We start from the raw sequence: 21,483 nt of genomic DNA, 5'->3' as shown, positions 1-21,483 counted from the left end.
TTTAATAAATGCCTCCAATATTCATATGTAGAATTCTTTGCATGTGTTCTATTATTCTGTGGTTGCCCAAGCAAAAACTGCGTATTCCCGTAATATAGCCTATAGATATATAGAACGGAGGAACAAAATGAAGGAGCCAATACGGCGGATATCCAATAAGCTGACGAAAACAAGGGTACTGCTTAGAAAACAAGAGCTAAGGAAGTATATACCGGTAACGAAAAAAATGAATAAAAACGTACTCTATGAGATGTTGCAAAAACATAAAATGGTGTACATTAAGCCCTGCTGTGGATCTTTGGGACAGGGTGTAATCCGGATTGAAAGATCGCAAGATCATTCCTCCAAAAAACGACCAGCCTACAGCTATCAGTCCGGTACGCATAAACATACATTTTCTGATTACGAGATGGCTTATCGGGCAATCTCTAGCGAGACCCAAGGAAAGTCCTATTTGGTGCAAAAAGGGATTTGGCTTTTGGTTTATGAGGGAAGGCCATTTGATATCCGGGTTATGGTGCAAAGAAATCTTAAGGGTGGGTGGGAAGCTACAGGCATTGCGGGTCGCGTAGCTCATCCTCGCAAAGTGGTTACGAATGGGAGCCAAGGGGGAACGATTTATCCGGTAGAGGCATTATTAGAATCCTACACAAACGTAGAGAATAGTAGCGCGTTGATCCGGTCCATGCAACAAATCGGAGTGAACTCCGCCAGACAGCTGAGCACAGCCTATCCCGGCCTGCAGGAAATCGGTGTGGATATTGCTTTGGATCGACGCCTTAAACCATGGATCTTGGAAGTAAATACTGCCCCCGATCCGTGCCCGTTTACCAAACTGAATGACACCAGCATGATTGAGCGAATCGTCAAATATGCAAAAGCCTATGGCCGCACATACAATCTTAAATGCATGAAGTCCAAACAGGGTATGGTCTGAACGGATTTGATTGGTAATAATACAAACAGCCCTGATATATAAAAATCTCTACCAGAGCTGTTTGTGTTGTTTTAGAATTCGGAGTCGCTCACCTTAACAAGCATCTTCCCGAGGTTCGCACCTTGGAACAATTGCAGGAATGCTTCAACCACATTGTCGAATCCTTCAACAACTGTTTCTTCATATTTTAATTTACCTTCTGTTAGCCATTTTCCAAGCTCTTGAAGTCCTTCTGACTGGCGGGCTGCGTAATCACTAAGAACGAATCCTTTGATAAGGGAGCGGGTTTTGATCAATCTGCTCTGAATACGTGGACCCATATCTCCATCTGTACTATTATAGGAAGAAATAGCGCCACATAGGGGAATACGTGCATAATCATTAAGCAAGCTCATCACAGCATCTGAAATCGATCCACCCACGTTGTCAAAATAAACATCCACACCATTTGGACATGCTTCTTCCAAAGCCTGGCCTAAATTTTCCGTTGTTTTATAATTAATGGTTGCATCAAAGCCAAGTTCTTTTTTCAAATAGTCGCATTTATCATCGCTACCTGCGATCCCAACGACACGAGCGCCTTTGATTTTGGCAATCTGTCCAACAAACATCCCCACTGAACCCGCTGCTCCAGACACTACGACAGTCTCTCCTTCTTTCGGCTGCCCGATATCAAGTAAACCGAAATATGCAGTGAGCCCTGTTAAACCTAGAACACTTAAGTAAGCCGATACAGGTGCAATCGAATCATCGATTTTGGTTACTGCTTTAGCATCTACAGTATTATATAACTGCCAGCCCAGCATACCGATGACTTTATCTCCAGCTTTGAATCGCTCCGATTTGGATTCTACGATCTCTCCCACAAGTCCTCCAGCGATGACTTCATTAAGCTGATACGGAGGAATATACGATTTAGAATCATTCATTCTTCCGCGCATATAAGGATCCACTGACAAATACAACGTTCGTACAACAACTTGTCCTTCTTTTGCTTCAACTACAGGAATATCTTTGAACTCGAAATTTTGCTGGGTTGGCATGCCTACAGGACGTGAAATTAACAGGACCTGTTTATTTTTCAACTGATTCATAGATCACTACTCCATTAATATTTATTTTTGCTGCTACCTATAACTATTAACCAAATCCTGTACATGATTATCAAATAGTTATAAAACTATCAAACTATCAAGAAAAAATTATAGGTTTCCGGACATATTATAAACTGTCCAAGAAACCCGGTAATAATTCGCTAAACGTATCCTCTCGAAGCTGGCTAATCTTATTCTGCCCCATACGTGTGACACTTACTAAATCAGCTTCATACAAAATCTTCAGATGGTACGACACATTGGATTTATCCATTCCCATAGATTCACCAATGGACCCACATGTATTGTTCTCCTTATGGAGATGAAGATAACGAATCATTTCAATTCGTTTCACTTCTGCTAATGCTTTAAAAATCTTCACTCGCTTTTCATCATCTTTTAAGGAATATTGTTCGATAGTCATAAAACTATTGTATTCTTCTGATTGCGCAAAGTCAATTTACAATCCCATTTCTTAATCGGATTCATTTTTGTATAATATACCAATCGGCATTAGCGCGGATCTATTTATAAGGAAAGAGGGGTGGTAAAAATGGACATTACCAAATACGAAAATCTTGTTCCCCGTGTTTTTTTGTTCGTTGATCGCCGATCCTTCCCGGATTGGGAGATTACGAGGAGTAAAATTGATTTCCATGATCTTACCTTCATCGTAGAAGGAAAGTCTGACTATTTTATTAATGGAGAGAAATTCACGGTTGAAGCCGGGGATATGCTCTATGCCCCTTCTGGCAGCATTCGGGAAGCTCAGACTTTCAAGGAGGCACCCATGCGTTCCTTTGCCTTCAATTTCTTCTGGGAGGGTGAGGACAATCATGTGCAGCTCCCTTTTGAGACTGTAACTAGGAATTGGAGAACTAAAGAGATTCTAGAGGATATTAAAGAATTCTCACATGTCTGGATGGGCAAACAACCTTTCTACAAAATGAAGGCCCGGGCCATCTTTCAACTGATTGTGTACCGCTTATTAAGTATCGCCCACCATCAAGAAACACCTCTGATAGATCTAAGAATCCAAAAAGTGATGGCCTATATCATGGATCATTATTCGGAGGAAGTTACGATCAAGGAGCTGGCAGATTGGGTTGCCCTAAATCCCGTATATCTTGGTAAGCTATTTAAGCAGAACACTGGCTCCACCTGTAAAGAATTTATAAACAAGGTGCGGGTGAACAATGCTGAGATGATTCTATCGGCAGGTGGTTTTAATGTGTCCGAAGTGGCAGCGCACTGTGGTTATCAAGATGTTGCCTACTTCAGCAACGTTTTCAAAAATATAAAGGGTTATCCTCCGTCATCTGCCCTGAAATAACGGAGGATCCGAAGCAACCCTGTTGTTCGCCCTATTAATTCAACCTAACTAAGAATGGACGCCGTCCCGCTAGTATAAAAGCTCTCCTCCGGCCCTAAATAGGAATAAGGAAGCTGGGCAGCGGACAATACAAGCTTTTGCAGAACCAGACCCGCATCGAATCCGTAAAAGCGGAGGGTATGAAGACCCTTCGTTAAAGCATGGCTGGTGGTTACAGCATGAATATTGTCCATAACCGCACGGCACCACGGTTCATTATCATGATTGCCGCCTTCAAAGTTCGTTGGTAAAGCATCCTTAATCACGGGTGCCTGATCATCGAAACCTATCGCATATTTTAACCCGCTAGTTTGTGACAGATTGTTTGTCGGCGCAATATACGCGGTTAAGCTATAATCGGTGTCCTGCTGCACTAGAATCCGATATTCCAGACAAGGTGCATCCTCCGGTTGTTCAAAAGATACAGCATCCGGAAACATTTTAACCGAGGATAAAGAACGTCCATAGCTGTCAATGGTCTTCCATACCACCCCTGATTTCGAAACACGAGTTATGGTATGCTCCGCTTCAATGGACACGATATTATGGGTCTCGATGAATGTCATCGGTGGCATATCCGGAATGTCTATCCAATCCACGGCTGCCTTCACCTTAACTATATTCCCGGCACCGGAGATCGTAATTTCGCCCGTCGATGCTTCTTTGACCTTCTCCCAATCTACGGAAACCTGAAGCGTCTCCCCTGCCTCAATCCAGCCGCGTATTTTCTCAAGCTTGATCCAATCTACGCTGCTCCGCACCTGATATTCAAAACCCGCTTCTCCACCGTTACTGATTGTGATGCGATAGTTTTCTTTTTGGAGATTTGTAAATACCCGAAGATTAGCTGTGCCGGAAACATACGCTTGTTCCGTTCCTTCCACATCGACAATCATTAAAGAACCTCTGGCGGGCGTCAAGGTGTTTACATCCGGATATTTCCACCCTTCTGCATTCCAATGTATATACCCTACATGAGGGGAACTCATCATTCCCTGCCATTTTCCATCCGAAATTCCGCTATTATAAACCAGCTCCAGATACTTATCCCGTTCGATGGTTTCGCGGGTCAGAGCAGCGTAAGTATTTGCCAACATACTATTTCGCTTAGCGTATAGATGGTTCAGTCCAGCATAAATTTGCATTTTGACCACATTGGCCGAGGCAACAGCAGGGAAATATACGAGCTGGAAGTAAGCATCCTTTAGTTGTTCCGGGATTAGCTCATCGTATTTGCCGGCAGCCTTCTCGATCATCACCGCTTGCTCCAGAACTCTGTGCGCCTCATTGTAATGGATAGGACTGAAGGTGGACGGATAAATAATTTCAGGCTTGCGCCGACCGTTCATCCGGATATAATCCCCTAACAATTGTGCGATTCCCAGACATGTCTCTTGTTCCAGCACATATCCGAATTGCTGCTCTACCCAACGGTTGGTGTATTCCACAGTCCGATTGATTGCACCTGTCCCCCAAGCCTCAAAATCGTAGGCCAAATCCAGAAAGTAGGAAATGGGCAATTCCATAGGCTTCAAATCCCCGACGTTCACAATCCATACATCACGGATGCCATAATCGTATGCCATACACATTTGCTCCCAGACTTTTTCAAGCGGGGTCGTATTTAACCATTCATAGGAATGCGGACCACCATGATAGTCAAAATGATAATACATCCCCCATCCTGCGCTGCGGTTACGTTCGTTTTTTGTCGGGATTTTGCGGAGATTGCCAAAGTTATCGTCAGCAAGCAGGATCGTAACGTCATTCAGAACATCCCAGTCCTTCAACCCTTCCGCCCCGGCAGTGCCATACCAGTACTTCTCAACTTCCTTATAAACGGCCAAAATTTGCGGCGCATGTTCAAGATTGTATTTCTTCAATAGTTCTTTTTGCGTAAGTATAATGTCCTTAAGCAGATCAATATTCTCCTGATCGGAGCCCTCCAGCGCAGAGTCACTTTCCCCCCGCATGCCTAGGGTAATCAAGTTATCAAAGTCCTGATTACGCTTGATTCCGTCTTCCCAGAAATCTGTAATCGCCTGTTTATTAAGGGCGAAATCCCATAGGTTACTTGTTCCGTATTGGCTGTATACCTTCTGCCATTCACTGCCTGCCCGGAATAAGGGTTCATGATGGGAGGTCCCCATAATAATTCCGTATTCTTGTGCATGCTTGGCGTTGGCAATCGGGCTGCTTTTACCATTCAGGCTGAATTCGGCGCTCCACATCGCCGGCCATAAATAATTCCCCTTCAAGCGAAGAATGAGTTCAAATACCTTGTCATAGAAATCTTCATTAAAGTCACCAAATCTTTGAGTTACCCAAGAACCTAAAGACGGCCAGTCGTCATTCAAAAAAATACCTCTATATTTAACCGAAGGCTCCTTGGAGATCACATGAAGCTTGTTATCAGGAATGGACAATGCCGGCTTCTTCTCCGGCACAATATCCGCCCAGTACACCCAAGGACTAACTCCAATCTTTTCGGAGATCGAATACAACCCGTAAATCGTCCCCCGTTTATCACTTCCTACAATGACTAGCGCCTTGTCCACTCCCGCTGTGGGTTGTTCAACCACCTGAATTTTATAACATTCTCTTTTATTTTGGATGGCCGATACATTAACGGTTCCCTCCGCGATTAAATCATCGATAAAATCATTGCTGCCTATCGATCCAGCGATTATGACTGTTCCATCCAATTTGTTCAATTGTGTATATATCTCAGGTTCTACCTCTGTTACCTGTTTAACATCTGCTGCAAAAGACTGTGCCACCCGGCGTAATCCCTCATAATCTTTCCCCTTGGGGTCCACGTAAATCTTGGCAGCACTGCCCTGCTTCACAAGGTGCAATTCCTTCGTAGGCATGATAATTCTCCCCTTAAGCATCCTATTTTCGTATGACTAGGCACATTATATAAGTAAGCGATTTCAACATCCATGTGTAAACTAGCAACTTTTTGTAATTATTAAATGAAACTTTGTTTATCGGTTGAACAATCTGGATATTTGGTGTTACTGTTAACAGGTATTCCTTCTAATAAAAATATGTTTTTTGCAAGCGCATCCATAACAAGAAAAGCTTATACAAAAAGCGAGGATGATCAATATGAAAAACAATAACGGGATCATTACAGGAGGCAAGATTGAAGGTCCAAAGGCGCCCAAGGATCCGGCTGAACGCAGGAACGGTTTTTTTGTGGTCTACGAAACCGCGATTGAGGCGACAGCCCGGGCCGAAGGTCCACCTTCACAGGAAGTTTATCTGGAAGGTAACTATCTAATCGACAAGGCCAGATATATTGGCGGCGTCACTGATGAGACAATACTGGAGCTGCTAGGAAACTGCGTTGGATTTCGCAAATTAGTCCATAGTATCGGAGTGTCTGTGAGAAGGGATCCTGAGCAGAACGAGCCCATCTCTTTTCTATTGCAGAACTGGGGCAAAACCAGCAAATACGAAACAGGCAGCAGCATACGTGTGCCCTGTCCCTCCGACGGTTCCGAAGTCCTCTTGAAGTTAGAGGATTTGGAATGGTCTGAAGAGGATGCGGTGCTCGGCAAATTCGCTTTTGAATTTAAACATGAAGGCGAACTGGCCATCGCGAGTATAATTTTTTATTTGCATGACGGTTATTCTGTACCAGAGCTAATCATTGAACCGCCTGTAGCGTTTGATTCTAACGAATACCGGGAGATCATTACCCAATCCTTGCTTCATCCGGGCAATAATAAAAGATTAAAAACGGCCATCCATAAGGCTATAAAAGGTGAGGATGTCACGATTGCTTATATTGGGGGTTCCATTACTCAGGGAGCAGGTGCTAAGCCGATCCATACAGAATGTTATGCCTACCAATCGTATCTGAGATTTAAGGAATTATTCGGTACGAATGGTGGTGAGAACATCCATTTTGTGAAGGCTGGGGTAGGTGGAACACCGTCCGAGCTTGGGGTCATCCGTTATGAAAGGGATATTCTCCGGGAAGGTTCTGTAACACCTGATATCGTGGTGGTAGAATTTGCGGTAAACGACGAAGGGGATGAAACGAAAGGCAACTGTTTTGAAAGCTTATGCCTAAAAATACTTTCCGCCGATAATAGACCGGCAGTAGTTCTCCTGTTCAGCGTGTTTATGAATGACTGGAACCTGCAGGAACGGCTCTCCCCCATTGGCCGGGCTTATAATCTTCCTATGGTTAGTGTAAAGGATGCGGTATCCGGGCAATTCCGCCTAAACAAAAATGAGGGGAACATCCTCTCGAAACGGCAATTTTTCTATGATATCTATCATCCTACTAATGATGGTCACCGGGTAATGGCTGATTGTCTGGCTTATTTATTCTCCGAAACCCACAAAACGCTAATGGACGAAGATGATCTCCTATTGGATCAACATCCGGTCATCGGGAATGATTTTGCGGGAACCCTCCTGCTGGACCGCAAAAGCCATATTGACGCAGGCAGGATCGAGGTGGGCGGATTTTCGGGGATCGATACCGATTTGCAGCGGGTAGAAATGGATACCAATCCTTTCGGAACTCCGGAATTCCCTCATAATTGGATGCATTCAGCGTCGTCTGGGGAACACAGCTTCAAGCTGACGATAACAAGCAAAAATCTCATCCTTGTATACAAGGATTCTGGCAGCAGCGAATTCGGCAAGGCAAACATTTACGTCGATGGTTGTCTTGTAGTCACCGCTGATCCACATGAGAATAATTGGACACATTGCAATCCGGTAATTCTTTATCAAAATGAGGTTAGCGGGGAGCATCAGGTAGAAATCAGAATGGTGCCGGAAGATCAGGACAAGTCTTTTACTATACTGGGCTTCGGCTATAATGTTTAATAATTTGACCTAGTGGCATATAACCTAAAAAGAAACCCATGGTCTTTAAATGACCTGGGTTTCTCAATAATTTGAGGAATCTTTTTCTATTTGGTAGGCAGCTTCTTATCCAAAATAGCCTTCACATCTTTAACAAGCTGTACGGATGCTTCAATCTCCAACTTACTTGTTGAAACACTTTCAATACTGCAACCAATAGGAATTCCCTTCTCCAGCCCGAAATCTAGTAATTCTTCAAAGATTTTTTGCGATAGCTGGATTGATTTATCCAAAATATCATTCGAGTATTTCAACTCGTTTTCTAACCATCCCGGGATACTGATCCCTAACCACTTCATAAATTGTAATGTTTTCGCGGTGCCGCATGGTGCAAGATTAAATAAAATAGGAACCATCTCAAAACCGTTATTTGTATAGTAATAATATAAATCAGACAATAAATTCTTAGATGCCTCTACATTATAAGTTGCCTGAGTGATAAAAAAGTTGCACCCATTGTTGGTCTTTTCGACAACCCGTATATGCTCATCATTCTTTTTTATATGTCTTTCCGGAATGACAACTCCACCAAAAGTTAAATTACTATTTAACTGTTTGCTTAGCTCATAAGCATCTGGTAAATTCAATTTCACCTCTTGTTTACTTGACGAAGCGCCCACATACACGGAAAATCTATCTTCATTTTCGTCAGTTTTAACCCAATCCTCGAACTGAGCTCTAGTATCATTACCGACGCACCGGTAAATTATTTTCGGGACCTCCACCTGTCTTAGATATTTATCACCATAGACAGCCGGATCAATCGTTGGTAAATAGGGATAAGGTCTTTCATGATCCACTCTGTCTACTTCTTCCTGAACGTCGTACAGAATTAACGCATCTAAATCAAGATTTTTAAGTCTCTCAACCTGTTTCTGGGCGATTTCCGAGACCTTTTCTGGTGCGTGGCTTGCCTTCGGTGGTGTCATTCCATATGTTAAAATACCCGGTTTTTTGCTCAATATTTTTTGTTTAAATGTATTCTCTGCCGCTCCCAAATTATAAAACCCCTCTACTCGTCGCTTTTAAGATAAGGTTACCATGGCAGGCTTAATATGTGTAACTTCTATTTACTATATCTAGTTATATTTTAAAGCTATGATTCCCTAATGATACTTATCGAGTAGTACATGTTGACAACCATTTGGTGTGACTATAATATTAGAAGTCCTGCCAACCTTAAAGTTGGCGATAAGGGGACCGAAAGGTTCATTCTTATTTAAAAAGGGTGAGTATTATGAATAAAGAAGAATTAATGGAAAGCGCACGTAACACAAAGAAAGCTGCTTATGCCCCATATTCTAAATTTCCAGTTGGAGCAGCCTTATTGCTTAAAGATGGAAATGTTATTAATGGAGTAAACGTAGAAAATGTATCTTTTGGCGCTACTAATTGTGCAGAGAGAACAGCAATCTTCACAGCTATTACAAAGGGCTATACTAAAGGTGATTTTCAGGCTATAGCTGTAGCAGGTGACACAATGGATTTTCTGCCGCCATGCAGTATCTGCAGACAAGTATTATCGGAATTCTGTTTGCCCGACATGCCTGTCTATTTAACCAATGAGAAAAAAGAAATCTTAGAGCTGAGTTTAAGGGATTTATTGCCTTATGCATTCAAAAATTTAGATATGTAAAAATAATTCCTCTCGTAGTGGAATAACAAAAACACGCGTACCTTTGTTAGACAAGTACGCGTGTTTTTGTGTTAAAAAGCTTAGTCAGAACACAGAGTTCACAGACCAGACACACCGCGTAAATACGTTGTTACTTACCAAATCGCAATTCCAACCTTATCTTTTTCTTTAAATACTACCTTTATCATTTCCAAAGCATTTCTTACCCTAAATTCAATAAATTCTTTATCATAGTCTGTATGTAGTTCTATAGTATCTAAAACTCATATAGTTAAAACCTCTCAATGAACATCATCAATAATAAAAAACAAGCGATCCATTGAGATAAAAGGATAAACACTTCCTCTCGATGATCGCTTGCTTTTAGTAGCTATGCATAGTCACATTTCTAGTTTTCCTGTGATGTTTCATTTTAAATGAGAATTCACTGTTAGAAAACCCTTATAAAATAAGAGAGACTGTTTCAATTTAATTGAGAATTTAAATCCCCAGTAACTAATAATCATCTAATATTTCATTTTAAATGAGAAAATGCGCTATTAAAAAGAGTACCGTAAAATGGGTACACTTTTCATTTAACGTAATAATGTAATATACTGTTTGCTCCTTCAAATGAAATCCTAGGACCTCCACTTGTCCTAGATATTTATCACCATAAATAGCCAGATCAATCGTTGGTAAATATGGGTAAGGTCTTTCATGATCAACTCTTTCTACCTCCTCCTCGAAGTCGTAAAGAATTAAAGCATCTAAATCAACGTTTTTAAGTCTTTCAACCTGTTTCTGTGCAATTTCTGATATCTTTTCTGGTGAATGGCTTACCTTCGGTGGTGTCATCCCATATGTTAAAATACCAGGTTTCCTGCTCAATATTTTTGGTTTAAAAATACTCCCTGCCGCTCCCAAAATAAAAAACTCCTCTACACGTCTCTTTTAAGTTAAGGCTACCATGCAGGTGAAACTGGATTAATTCTCGTACCATCTCCCAGTTCGCCATTCGTGTTAGCTCCCCAGCCCCACACATTTCCATCCTTAGAAATTGCAAAACTAAATAGATTGCCTGCTGTTATGACTTTTATATTGCTAAGTCCAATTACAATTGTCGGGGTTGAGTTAGTACTGTTACTCGGAAGAGGGGTTTACTATTAATTTTCGCCTTAAAATTCCCGATGATTACATTATAAGGATATTTAGTGTTTTAGTTAAAATTAATCCATATAATTTCAGGGGTGGTATATAGGTGCTTGAAGTAAGAAGAAAATCTCGATGAAGGGTGATGATATCATTAGAGCATTAAGTGAACGAATGGAAAAGGGGAACGAAAGATGAAGTCATTCAAGACAGGACTACAAGCCATTCTTTATGTAATACTGGTGGTTGGACTGCATCTGATCTTAATCTATTTTTTAAAGATAAGAATAGAGGGATGGGGAACGGAGTTATTAAATATTTCATTTAAGGTGTACTTTATACCACTTTTATTATGTTTTATTAATTCTTTTTTGTTTATAAGGACTCAGAGGATAAAGTACAATGCCATTTGGTTTTTGGTAACTATGCTATCCAGCCTCTTACTTCTTTTATTTTTCAATGCAATGCAAGATGACAGTGATATTGAATATGGAGTTGTCGTTTCTATTGAATTTTTTCCAAAATATCAAGTGGAAATGCTCTTTCTGCTTCCTTGGAGTATTTCTATTATACAATTTATCTTAACTCTATATTATCTAATCAAAATAAGAAAAAATCTAATCGTTAGAAATAATAAAGGGGGAATATAATATGAAAAGAATATTTTCATTAAGTATAATTATTACAGTTTTTGTTTCTTTATTTAGTTCAACTGGAAAGCTCCAGTGATTTATAAATTGATTGAATTGATAGACGCATGGGATGAAAAACTTTCGAGAAAATCTTGACCACACCTGGCAACCATTCGAAATGTCGTCTTATTCCCCGGATTTTCACCATTAAGGCGAATGAAAGAAATCTTGAGAGCATAGCGATCAGAATAACAGTCCGTTGGTGGAGCATCTACCCGAGTATTCACGTTGACCCTACAAAAAAAGAAGGGTGTCCCAAGTAGCCATTTTATGGCTTATGAGCCCCCTCACTCTTGCATTAATTATACTTACTCCACAATGCTGATTTTATTAAGCGGCAATGTGAGCTTTTCTATCACCAACACTGGGAGTGTATTAGCATTTACTGCATTTCCCGGGTAAATGCTGAGTTGAATGACAAACCTTCCTTGTTTGTTTAGAGGTCCATCCTTTCGTTTCATGCACTCATTCAATTGTCTGCAGAATTCCACAACTGATCCTTCATTTTCCTTATACAGGTTAGCATGTTTAAAACAGACCGGAACTGTTATTTCCCCTGTGGCGTCGTCCTGAAAGGTGTGTACGAACAGGTACGCATACTTATAGGATGCTGAGCAGACTATCGAATGCGACAGCAATGGAATACCTCCATCTTCGAACAGCTGGTTCAATAAGGTGCCTACATGCTCTTTAATAGGATGTTCCATGGCTCCGGAGAGTGTTGAAAAATCAATCTCCCTTGTCGTTCTTAAACAAGGTGCAATGGATTCCGTGAGGCTGACCTTTGGCGTCCGGTAAACAAACTCTTCTGCCGTTGCTTCCTCATAGGAGCTGCAACATTTCATTAAGCTCTCATTGCGTGTCTCATAAAGACTTATCCGGGATCTCTGGAGTCTGAAAATGTTGAACTTCTCGATTTGAACAGTCCGCTCCGTATTTTCCGGCAGCATACGCTGATCAAACAGCAGATATTCCCGGTTCCCGTCTGCCCCCATAAAGTAGAAGAGAAATGCTCCCGGGCCGGCGGGTTCGGATTGGTATTTACCTATCTGCATGGAGAAATCCCCTACCGAGATCGGACCTGTAAGCTTATCCAGCATCACTTTCAACAGGGAAGAACTATCCTGCTGCTCCAAAGTATCGAACGTATCGAACGTGGTGGGCTCGCCGCTGTTCACTCCGAATGCCGCCTTGGAGAGCCAGGAATTCCATTTCGAGACGATCTGTTCCATACATTTCTTCAAACACTCCACCGCTTTGGAAACTCCAGTTGAATCAGCTTCAGGCTGCAAAGCCATGCGTATATCCGGCATGATATGGATGAGCTGGGCAAGAGCCTGAGGAAGCTCATCTGCTAATGTGCGCTTAGCAACTGGCAGTTCTTCATTCCAGACAATTTCATGCTTCAAACGATCTTGTCCTGTCATTTCTTGCCGAAGCTTATACGTAAACGTATACTTCCATTCTTTAGTCAAATCAAGAAGAGTCCTGGCATTGTCAATATCCGGTTCTTCCGGGTCGATATAACCATGGCGCAGAAGCAACGGGGGCTCCGGATGCCCTTTTATCACTACAGGGATAACCATGTCTCCCAATGGAAGATCATACGGTACGATTAACGATATCCAGGCTGATGAAACAACCCCCTTCTCCTCAAGCGCATATTCCAAATGTGTAACCCGATAATTCACACCTTTGGCTTGATACCGCGGAAAATGACCGGTGTTCTTAACATTAAACAAATAGGTCAATTGCTGTGTACCCCTGTGAAGCGACAGTTTAGCCGGAGTAAAGCTTGCCTGGACGTAAATCTCACTTCCCGGTTCCGCCTTGCATTCATCAGACAATCCAATGAAGCTTTCCGCCTCAATCGGCCCATAAAAACTCACTTGATCCATTTCACCCGGATCACCGCAAGCGATTCCCACGTTAAACGGCTGCTGTATGACTGTATCCTGCTTATAGGCTTCGGCGAGCTGGACCAGCATTTGCTGCTTGAATCGTTCACGTGCAGCGGCCAAATCGGAAATATCGGAAACCTTCAGCTTGCCCAGATGACTGACTTTGCTCGCATATGCTTCGGCTATTTCGCTTTTTGCCTTGCGAAGACTCTCCAATTGTATGGCTCCATCATGTTTGCCTATCACGCTCAGACAATCCTTGTCGAGCATTTCGTCAATGAAAGCGAACACTTGCTGAACCCAAATATCCAAGTCTTCCACGGATTCCGTCTCCAGAGCATCAGCCAATACTGTACCGCCTGTGGCAGAGAATAATTCATACGGCTGAACGGTTAATGTGCGGCTGCGCTTCATGGTCTCAAACGGTGCTGCACCGTAGAAGAATTCAGCGGCTTGTCGTTCTGTTTTCAAGCAAGCTGTGGCTTTGGTACCTATACCGACAACCCAGAGTCGGTTGCTATCCTCGCTATCACGCCATGCACCCGCACCTATCTTTCGATCAAAGGCCACTTCAAAATATCGGGCGAACGCTTCGATCGTTTGTGTTCCAGCAATTCTGGTTGACGATTCATGCTGGATGCGGCTGGTGCCACTGACTGTCTCTGGAATGGATTTCATGTCAGGATCTATATGCTCTTCGAATGCGCGTAATATTGTCAATTCAAGGGTCAGCTCATAGAGAGGCTTCTCCTTGGTGAGTGTTATCGCTGAAGGATCAATTTCACACTTTTTGATCACCCGATTATAAGGCTCGCCGGAAAGCTTCTTGCAAAGTGAACGCCAGCATTCCAGGGCATATTCAGTCAGGATATCCTTCACATCATGCGTCTTCGTCTCATCAATCGACAAGGTCACTCCCACTTCGACATACTCCTGCGACAACTGATGATAAGCCAGCGCATAGCTGTCTTTGGCAGCACGGGCTTGTTCATCTGTCAGACCGTCCGCAAAAAAAGCCAGAGTTACAACAAGCCCGTTCTGATCCAGACGGTAGCACAGGGTTGTCCCCGGCCACTGGTGAGGAGGAATAACAAAATCACGGTAAAGCACCGGTATAATGTAATCGTGTTTTGGTTTGGACAGTGTATTTCCAAGAACATCCCGTGGATATAGGGTTATTACTACTTTTTCTCCCAGACCGGCATAGGGGTTACCCGCGGGCTTATCGCATTCTACAGTCTCCGGCGGCTGTATAGCATGCTTGACAATCGGCAATACAGGCCGATACTGATACCATGGTCCCGGCCACCTGGAGGGATCTGTGGGTAAATCACAGGGCAGTGCATCTACTTCCCCAACCGGTGCGATGGGCACGTCTGAAAGATCCTGCTCAGCAAACGCCAGATTACCCTTCAGCTTTGTACCGATCAGATAAAACATCCGGCGCAAATACGCCTGCAAATCCGTTGACTCCTTGTCGGCAGGACGGTATATCTCAATGCCTGCATGACCGGAAGGAAATGCAGGTTTGCTGCTTCGGAGGGTATCCAGAAAATAAAAGGCTTCATCCGAATCGGAACCTATTACCGTATCCGCCGCATTCACGTATGCACCGAGAGGCGCGTTGTTAACATACCGGAAAAGGATCTGTGCAAGTATAGGATTATCCGGGTCTGGCGGCTGGTCAAATGGATTCTCATACCAAAGATAAAAGCCTCCGGATCGGATAGTGCCGCTGGTATGCAGCAGTTGTGCGAATGTTGCGGGAGTTTGGGCTGTCACCGCAGACAAGCCGTTTACCGGAGGTTCAGTGAACTTTGTCAGATTACTGCTGAGAACCAGAGGCAGCTTGCTGTCCGAACTCCAAATAACCTGACCATCCGATTCTTTACGCAAGTGAAGAACATGAACACTCTCCAGACCTACCGGACCTCTACTTGATTCATTTGCGATCTCCCGGCTTAACCGTTCAAGAAGCAGTTGTCCGTATCCGCTCGCGCCTTTCAGCTCATACATATTAAGAACATTAGTTGGCCACAACCGGATTTCTACAAATGTCGCAAGTCGATATTCGTCTCTGGCGGGATCTAGTTTATGTGCTTGTTGCTTATCCATTTGCCACAAAGCCAAAGTTCCTGCCTGTGCCGCCAATCTATGACCAAGCGCTGCCGTGAACACACTCAGTTTCCGTCTGATTCCTGTCGCTGAACGGGTGTTTTCCCATATCTGCAGCTGTTTCCCCGGATAAGTGTTGGGAACGTCAACATAGGGTGTAAGCGGACGGACACATGACCAATCATCATTCGGTAATTCGGTATGTCGCAACGCCGTTATCCGATCCAATTCGCAATCGGGAAAAATGATCGTGAGGGTAGACAGATCACCGTGAGGCTCTGTGCAATTGTTCATTGTTACCGGCAAATTGCTTGGCAGAAGCTCCAGTTTTAAGGTAAGCCCAGTCAACGAATCGGATAACGGAAATTGCTGCCCAATCTCGCTATAAACAGATTTTTGCTCCGAAGACTTACTCTGCTTCACCAGGAGCCCGAACAGAGTGAATTGGGAGATGCTTGCCGCGACTATTTTCATCCGCTCATTATTATCGACGACTTTATCGACAAGATCGCTTATTAATATCATATCCCCTGGCAAACCTAAGCCTGATTGATCAACGGCTTCTCTGGCCAGGGCACGCGTACACATGGTTACAACATCCTGAATCCACAAGGTAGCCATTGATAGCTCTATATTAAGCAATGGTAGAGGATCGGGTTGAGGGTTAGTTTCTTCACACTTATCTTCATGAACTGGCTCGGCCATCATCCGACGCGAATGTTGTCTTATATACTCAAGCTTATCCGTGGAGATCGTTTGGTTATTTGTGAAATCAATTTTTGAGGTTTGCGGCATTGCTACCCCAAGGAGTGCCTGTTCGACTGTCAGTTCGATATCGGGGAAGATCGGAAAAAATACTAATTGTTTGATTTCCGGCGTTCCGCTGCAACCTATTTCCGGATGGCATATCGAAATCTCAAAATATTCGGCCAGAAATGATACAATACCCGTTCCGCTCTGATTATAGATAATCGGCGATTGGCCGTCTGTTGTGTATCTTTCAATACTCTTTAATTCTTCTTTAGTAATGTTCTGTTGAAGCAACCTGTCGATGGGAGTACCTGAGCTAGAATTACGGTTCAAGTAAGCATTCAGCGTCCATAGCAGTACCCCCTTAGCCCATGCCTTAAATCCGTCGGGTTGAAGAGGATCGTCAATCATGTACAACATGGCTGAGCACTGAACCTTCTTGCTGCCGCCCTCTTCTCCGACGGAAAGCTGCGGCATACAATAGAGCGTTAATTTGCGCCGTTCCAGCGCAGGAACGATAACCGGCCACCAGACCAGATTGTCCGTAGTCAATGAATGGTGTGGGGATTGAAGGGGAGAGCATGTATCCCATGGAGCTGTAGTCTCTTTGCCCATTACAAAATCCATATTCATTTTGTCGTGAAAGCTTCGTGATATCTTCCCCTTTGCGATACCGAAATCGGCTTCTATTTCTCCATGCGCATGGACTTCCAGCACAAAATCGATATTCGTTTCCTTATAGGCTTCAATGATCATGTTGGCCGTTGCGTTGACTTCGCAATCCACTACGGCCTTAAGTACCTTTAAATCCACCTCTCCAAAAACTTTGCCGGATAGTCCCAATATTCCTTGGTACCAGCTGAACTTTGCTCCATTCTTGGAAGGGTCGCAATTCGCGTTAAACGTTGCATTCGTTCCTTCCAGGATTCCAATCCCCGTCAAACTAAGTCCAGCATTCAGCACTCCCCGTTTGAAGTATTTGCCGTACCCCAGATTGACAGCTAGTCCGGCCTCAATAATTGAACTGAAAGTACCTATTGTCGCACTAATTTCTGGAACTCTGCTATACGCAGACGTCTCAGCGCTTAAGCGGGCAAAATAAAAGCCTCCCCATCCAACATACGGCGGAGCCTCTATGCATAATGAACGGCTAAAATCCAAGCCGACCGGAAACCCGACATCGATCTTGAAATCTCCGTTTCGGTAGAGATCGAGTGCAACTTCGGGGACGATCACGGTTACTGCGCCCATCTCGATACGCCGCTGTTCTTCAGGTAGACTGATAGCTCCGGTGAACCGTCCAACGGAGCCTTTTCTTTTTTCATAACTGAAATCACCGTTCAATCCAGCGAAGGGACCTGCCCCATCTCCAAGTAATTGAACAAAAATGCCATAACGGTTATGCTCATCCTGAAATAAAGCGGAAAGATCAACGAATGGAACCGGTTTGAACTGGATACCGGCGAGCCATCTGGCATTGGGGTTATAAAATAGACCATTTGGTAAATGGCCATCATGCATCACTGTAAATAAGTCTTTTATTCTATCGACTGTTGCCTTGGTCTTCATATCTGCTTTAAACTCATCAGAACTAACAAACTGACCTAATCCTGCAAACAGATCACTCATGTTCTCTCGCTCTCCTTTCAGACAGTTGTTAGATACCAGCCGATCTGTCCTTTTTGATTACTGGCTTGAAAGATCGTAAATTGAGTCTTGTAGCTTGTCCCGAACAATCGTACAGCAGCTTGAGTGCTCATTAGATAACCATCACTGGTCAAAGCAAGCTGAAGATCGTTTGGCAACTTCAGATCCAACATTTCCTCCAGAGCCAGCAGCCCCTTTTCCTTATCCAGATCAAGCCCTGGTATTTTGAGCCCGCAATAAAACTTCCCCTCTGCATTCCAGCCTGCAATAAAATTGCCGACAAGCATGCCCTCGGGCAACAGCTTGCCAAGAGTACCCATTTCGAAGTCAAAACCGAGTCCGTACCATGGTCCGTTTGCAGCATTATGGTTTGGCAATCCGGCAATGGGCACATCACGGTAACCAAGCTTATTCCAATCAGCCACAGATTCTACGGATACCAGATAGCGAAGACGGAGCGGAAAGTTGGCGCCCAAGCTGCCAGGACGTCCGTTGCTTTTGGCGGGATCGAGGGAGACTTGTGAGATATCAAAAGCAAACTTACCGGAATTTACGGGGTCATTAATGTCAAAATCCATTGTGACCCTTAAGTTGCCAAACAAGAGACCTAACAAACCCTCATCGACTCCATAGCCAAACAAATCAATCACCTGATCAACCTCTGGGTTCAACTTATCAAGAAAAATTTTCGAACCGTATATGGAAAATACAGTCTTTATATTTTGTTTATCCGAAGCGTCGAGCGTCTGGAAGCTGATTTTGTCTAAGCGCAAGTTTTGTAATATTGGTGGGAGAACCAGTTTCTGGAGAGTTGCACGCACAGGTGTCTTCGTCTGAAAGACATAGGTAGGTACACCTTCATGCTGCTCCATCGATCCGTATAAAGTAAGGATAGGCTTTGGGAACTCAGGGCCACCATCCTCACTGACTATTACTGGACTCCCATATAACGTACGCACAAGCAGCTCAATTTTGGTGTGGAACAATTCAATTTTTGTGTTTACAAATCGGGCCTGCAGCTCGGTTACGCGAAATTTGTAAGTATGAATGTCCCAATCGACAGTATCCAGATCCTCGTACCTGACATACCCGAATAGCGAGCTTGGCTTGTCCAATTTCAGGCCGGCAACAGCATCCCACTCCACCAGGCTGGAATCGAGGCCCACATGGTGTGCGCGCAGGCTTCCTGGTTTAATGCCGCCAATAAGACCTATTAAATCATCCGGCATCTGTTCCGGTATAATATCCACATTGAGAGCAAGAATTCCGTTCCATTTCGGATCACGGCACATCCGGTAAAATGGAACCAATTCTGGGGGAATCTCATTTTCGGCCGCTCCACCCATACAGTAATCGCTCAACCACTTTGATAATATGCCCAATTGCCCTGCTTGATTGAATGCTTCACCATCCGTCCAACGTCCGGGCTGCTCGATGCCATCCAACAACGATCCTTGGCAAAATTTGAAGATGAGGATATTCTGGTAATTCGTACCACCCGGTACTGTCAGTTTGAAGGGCCAACCCGATATAGTCACCAGGTCATCAAACTTTTCCCATAGCGGCGAAGCCGTGGGATTCATTGAAACGACAAGAAAGAGCCTGCTGGACAAGAGGGCGTTTCGGAAAGTCGCAGAAGGGTTAGTAAATTTCAGCATGTCCCATGCTTCGGCTGCCCCCGGAACGAGACCTGCTGCGTTTCGGATGTTCTGCCCGATAATTAATTCCGACCACTGTCCGGCGATGTCCTGAACAAACAAGCCTTGCGGTGTGCTCGAAAGGCCATCTGTAAAGGCAGTGCTGTTGATGGCTGATCTCGCTGAGAGTTGGTTCATACGCCGCTTGCGATCCGGGGCAATTCCTCGCCGCTCCAATGTAAGCGCCTGTGTGAGCTGCATTTCATCATTCCGTTGAACCCCAAGAAGAGGAACCAGAGGTATACTGTTATCTGTATCCCTTGTCCAATCGAAGATAACCGGTTCATGAAAGTGACTAACACTTTCAGCCGCCGGGCGGTAATGAGGATCATCCTCAGGCTGTGCCGAATAAGTGATTGGTGGAGCCTCGAAAATACGGTTGTCGCTCGGGCGTACTGCTATCCAGGACGTATAAGCCTCATCCGTTAATTCTGGAGGTTGTTCTGTTTCGCTACCGGCTGGATCAGAGGACCAGAAAGCAGGTTTGCCCCGTATGAACTCCATGCGGTCACCTCTGTAACCATTGCCTTGAGGTACAAAAGCAATGGTTTCCGTTCCAGTGCTGCCACAAAGCAGGCGCATAGCTCCTGCAAACGGTTCTGCATCGGAGACTGAAAGGTAAAAGTTCCCTTGTGGGACCGTATATGCCGGTTCGAATGCCGCTATTTTATATTTCGGAGATAACACCAGCAATCCACTGCCAGGCAACGGTCGCGGCAGTACCCCTTCAACATTTGGTTCCAATCGGACATCTGGTTGGAGTTCTATAGTATGACCGAATGGGGTTCGGAAATGACTGGGCAATGCATCCGTCGATGGATCAAAGGCTAGATAAGACCGAAGACCTAAATCAGGCAGAGTCTCATAATTCCGGTTAAATGGATCAAGCTCATCCAGAGACACCAGATAATGAAGCCACTTCCCATCTTGTTTCTCAAAAACCGGGTAGTTATGTTCCTCAGTTGCAATGGTATGCCCATTCTGTTGCGCATAAAAATATTTAAGTCCGACATTAAAATTCCCGTTCTCATCAAACACAGAATCAGAGGGTATTTCGATGCGAAATCGAAAGGTCCCGGCGTCCTTGCCGGCAAACGGTAGATGGATCACTCCTCCATCAATGCTTGCATTATCATTGCTCATAAAATCAATAAACGCAGAGGTGGTATTGCATAAATCAAGTCTCATGTCCTCGTACAAAAAGTTAACTTTTACGCTCATATCAATATCTAATTCATAGGCGCCATTTCCTATCATTACATTTAGATTTTCTTTTACTTTCATTCCCCCAATACCAGATACGATCTTGAGGATACTACATTTGTCAAGCTCAATAGTGTTCAGCCAGATAAGCTGGATTTCATCGGAATCTCTTCTGTTTCGCTCGTACTCTTCCAAAGCATCTAAAAGTTGATTTTCTTGCGGACGAATTGCCGCAAACAGGAATATTCCCTTATCGCCCCAAGCTTCAACCAAACTCAGAGTATCCCGCTCGTATGTCCCCTCACGAGGTCGATACCCCCTCCAGCCAACAGAAGGGTCATCCTCGGCCTCAAATAAGCTTCGACTGCTCATTTTTTTATAAAACAATGATATATCACCTCATCCGTTGATG

General features: G+C 43.9%; 13 protein-coding genes. 5 read left to right on the top strand and 8 right to left on the bottom strand.

Annotated features, from left to right (window positions below):
- Positions 1-127 precede the first annotated feature (127 nt).
- Positions 128-937, top strand: a complete 810-nt coding sequence (locus NSQ91_RS11315) for a YheC/YheD family protein (RefSeq protein WP_076129991.1) — start codon at positions 128-130, stop codon at positions 935-937.
- Positions 938-1,008: 71 nt separating this feature from the next.
- Here NSQ91_RS11315 and NSQ91_RS11310 read toward each other — a convergent pair whose 3' ends face one another.
- Both NSQ91_RS11310 and NSQ91_RS11305 read right to left on the bottom strand, forming a co-directional pair.
- Complete coding sequence (locus tag NSQ91_RS11310) at positions 1,009-2,031, bottom strand: NADP-dependent oxidoreductase (RefSeq protein WP_076129990.1); 1,023 nt, start codon at positions 2,029-2,031, stop codon at positions 1,009-1,011.
- A gap of 127 nt (positions 2,032-2,158) precedes the next feature.
- On the bottom strand, positions 2,159-2,455 hold the full coding sequence (locus NSQ91_RS11305; RefSeq protein ID WP_038569940.1) for an ArsR/SmtB family transcription factor: 297 nt from the start codon (positions 2,453-2,455) through the stop codon (positions 2,159-2,161).
- Positions 2,456-2,584: 129 nt separating this feature from the next.
- Here NSQ91_RS11305 and NSQ91_RS11300 point away from each other — a divergent pair, with 129 nt between their 5' ends.
- Entirely contained in the window at positions 2,585-3,364 is a 780-nt protein-coding gene (locus NSQ91_RS11300) for an AraC family transcriptional regulator (RefSeq protein WP_340012333.1), read from the top strand.
- A 44-nt stretch (positions 3,365-3,408) separates the two neighbouring features.
- Here the strand turns inward: NSQ91_RS11300 and NSQ91_RS11295 are convergent, their stop codons facing one another.
- Positions 3,409-6,276: a glycosyl hydrolase 115 family protein gene (locus NSQ91_RS11295; protein ID WP_076129988.1), complete on the bottom strand. Its 2,868-nt coding sequence runs from the start codon at positions 6,274-6,276 to the stop codon at positions 3,409-3,411.
- Between the two features lie 241 nt (positions 6,277-6,517).
- Between NSQ91_RS11295 and NSQ91_RS11290 the strand changes: the two genes are divergently transcribed.
- Positions 6,518-8,260, top strand: coding sequence for an SGNH/GDSL hydrolase family protein (locus NSQ91_RS11290; protein WP_076129987.1), 1,743 nt, complete (start codon positions 6,518-6,520; stop codon positions 8,258-8,260).
- Positions 8,261-8,346: 86 nt separating this feature from the next.
- On the opposite strand, the gene NSQ91_RS11285 is transcribed toward NSQ91_RS11290, so the two are convergent.
- Positions 8,347-9,297: a methylenetetrahydrofolate reductase gene (locus NSQ91_RS11285; protein ID WP_256715849.1), complete on the bottom strand. Its 951-nt coding sequence runs from the start codon at positions 9,295-9,297 to the stop codon at positions 8,347-8,349.
- A 239-nt stretch (positions 9,298-9,536) separates the two neighbouring features.
- Between NSQ91_RS11285 and NSQ91_RS11280 the strand changes: the two genes are divergently transcribed.
- Positions 9,537-9,935, top strand: coding sequence for a cytidine deaminase (locus tag NSQ91_RS11280; protein ID WP_036689594.1), 399 nt, complete (start codon positions 9,537-9,539; stop codon positions 9,933-9,935).
- A 519-nt stretch (positions 9,936-10,454) separates the two neighbouring features.
- Here NSQ91_RS11280 and NSQ91_RS11275 read toward each other — a convergent pair.
- Positions 10,455-10,841 (bottom strand): hypothetical protein, encoded by a 387-nt coding sequence (locus NSQ91_RS11275; protein WP_340917824.1) that lies wholly within the window; start codon positions 10,839-10,841, stop codon positions 10,455-10,457.
- 38 nt (positions 10,842-10,879) lie between these two features.
- Positions 10,880-11,005 (bottom strand): hypothetical protein, encoded by a 126-nt coding sequence (locus NSQ91_RS32015; protein ID WP_368665120.1) that lies wholly within the window; start codon positions 11,003-11,005, stop codon positions 10,880-10,882.
- 255 nt (positions 11,006-11,260) lie between these two features.
- Between NSQ91_RS32015 and NSQ91_RS11270 the strand changes: the two genes are divergently transcribed.
- Complete coding sequence (locus NSQ91_RS11270; protein WP_340917821.1) at positions 11,261-11,716, top strand: hypothetical protein; 456 nt, start codon at positions 11,261-11,263, stop codon at positions 11,714-11,716.
- Positions 11,717-12,066: 350 nt separating this feature from the next.
- Here the strand turns inward: NSQ91_RS11270 and NSQ91_RS11265 are convergent, their stop codons facing one another.
- Together NSQ91_RS11265 and NSQ91_RS11260 are read right to left on the bottom strand one after the other, a co-directional pair.
- The gene (locus tag NSQ91_RS11265) at positions 12,067-18,153 is read right to left on the bottom strand and encodes a hypothetical protein (protein ID WP_340917819.1); all 6,087 of its coding nucleotides are present in this window, start codon (positions 18,151-18,153) and stop codon (positions 12,067-12,069) included.
- A gap of 17 nt (positions 18,154-18,170) precedes the next feature.
- A complete protein-coding gene (locus tag NSQ91_RS11260; RefSeq protein ID WP_340917817.1) occupies positions 18,171-21,458 on the bottom strand; it encodes a hypothetical protein in 3,288 nt (1,095 codons plus the stop codon).
- Positions 21,459-21,483 lie beyond the last annotated feature (25 nt).

The organism is Paenibacillus sp. FSL R7-0048 (assembly GCF_038004505.1).
GTDB lineage: Bacteria > Bacillota > Bacilli > Paenibacillales > Paenibacillaceae > Paenibacillus_AQ > Paenibacillus_AQ odorifer.
This window is presented reverse-complemented; position numbering and strand designations above follow the sequence as displayed.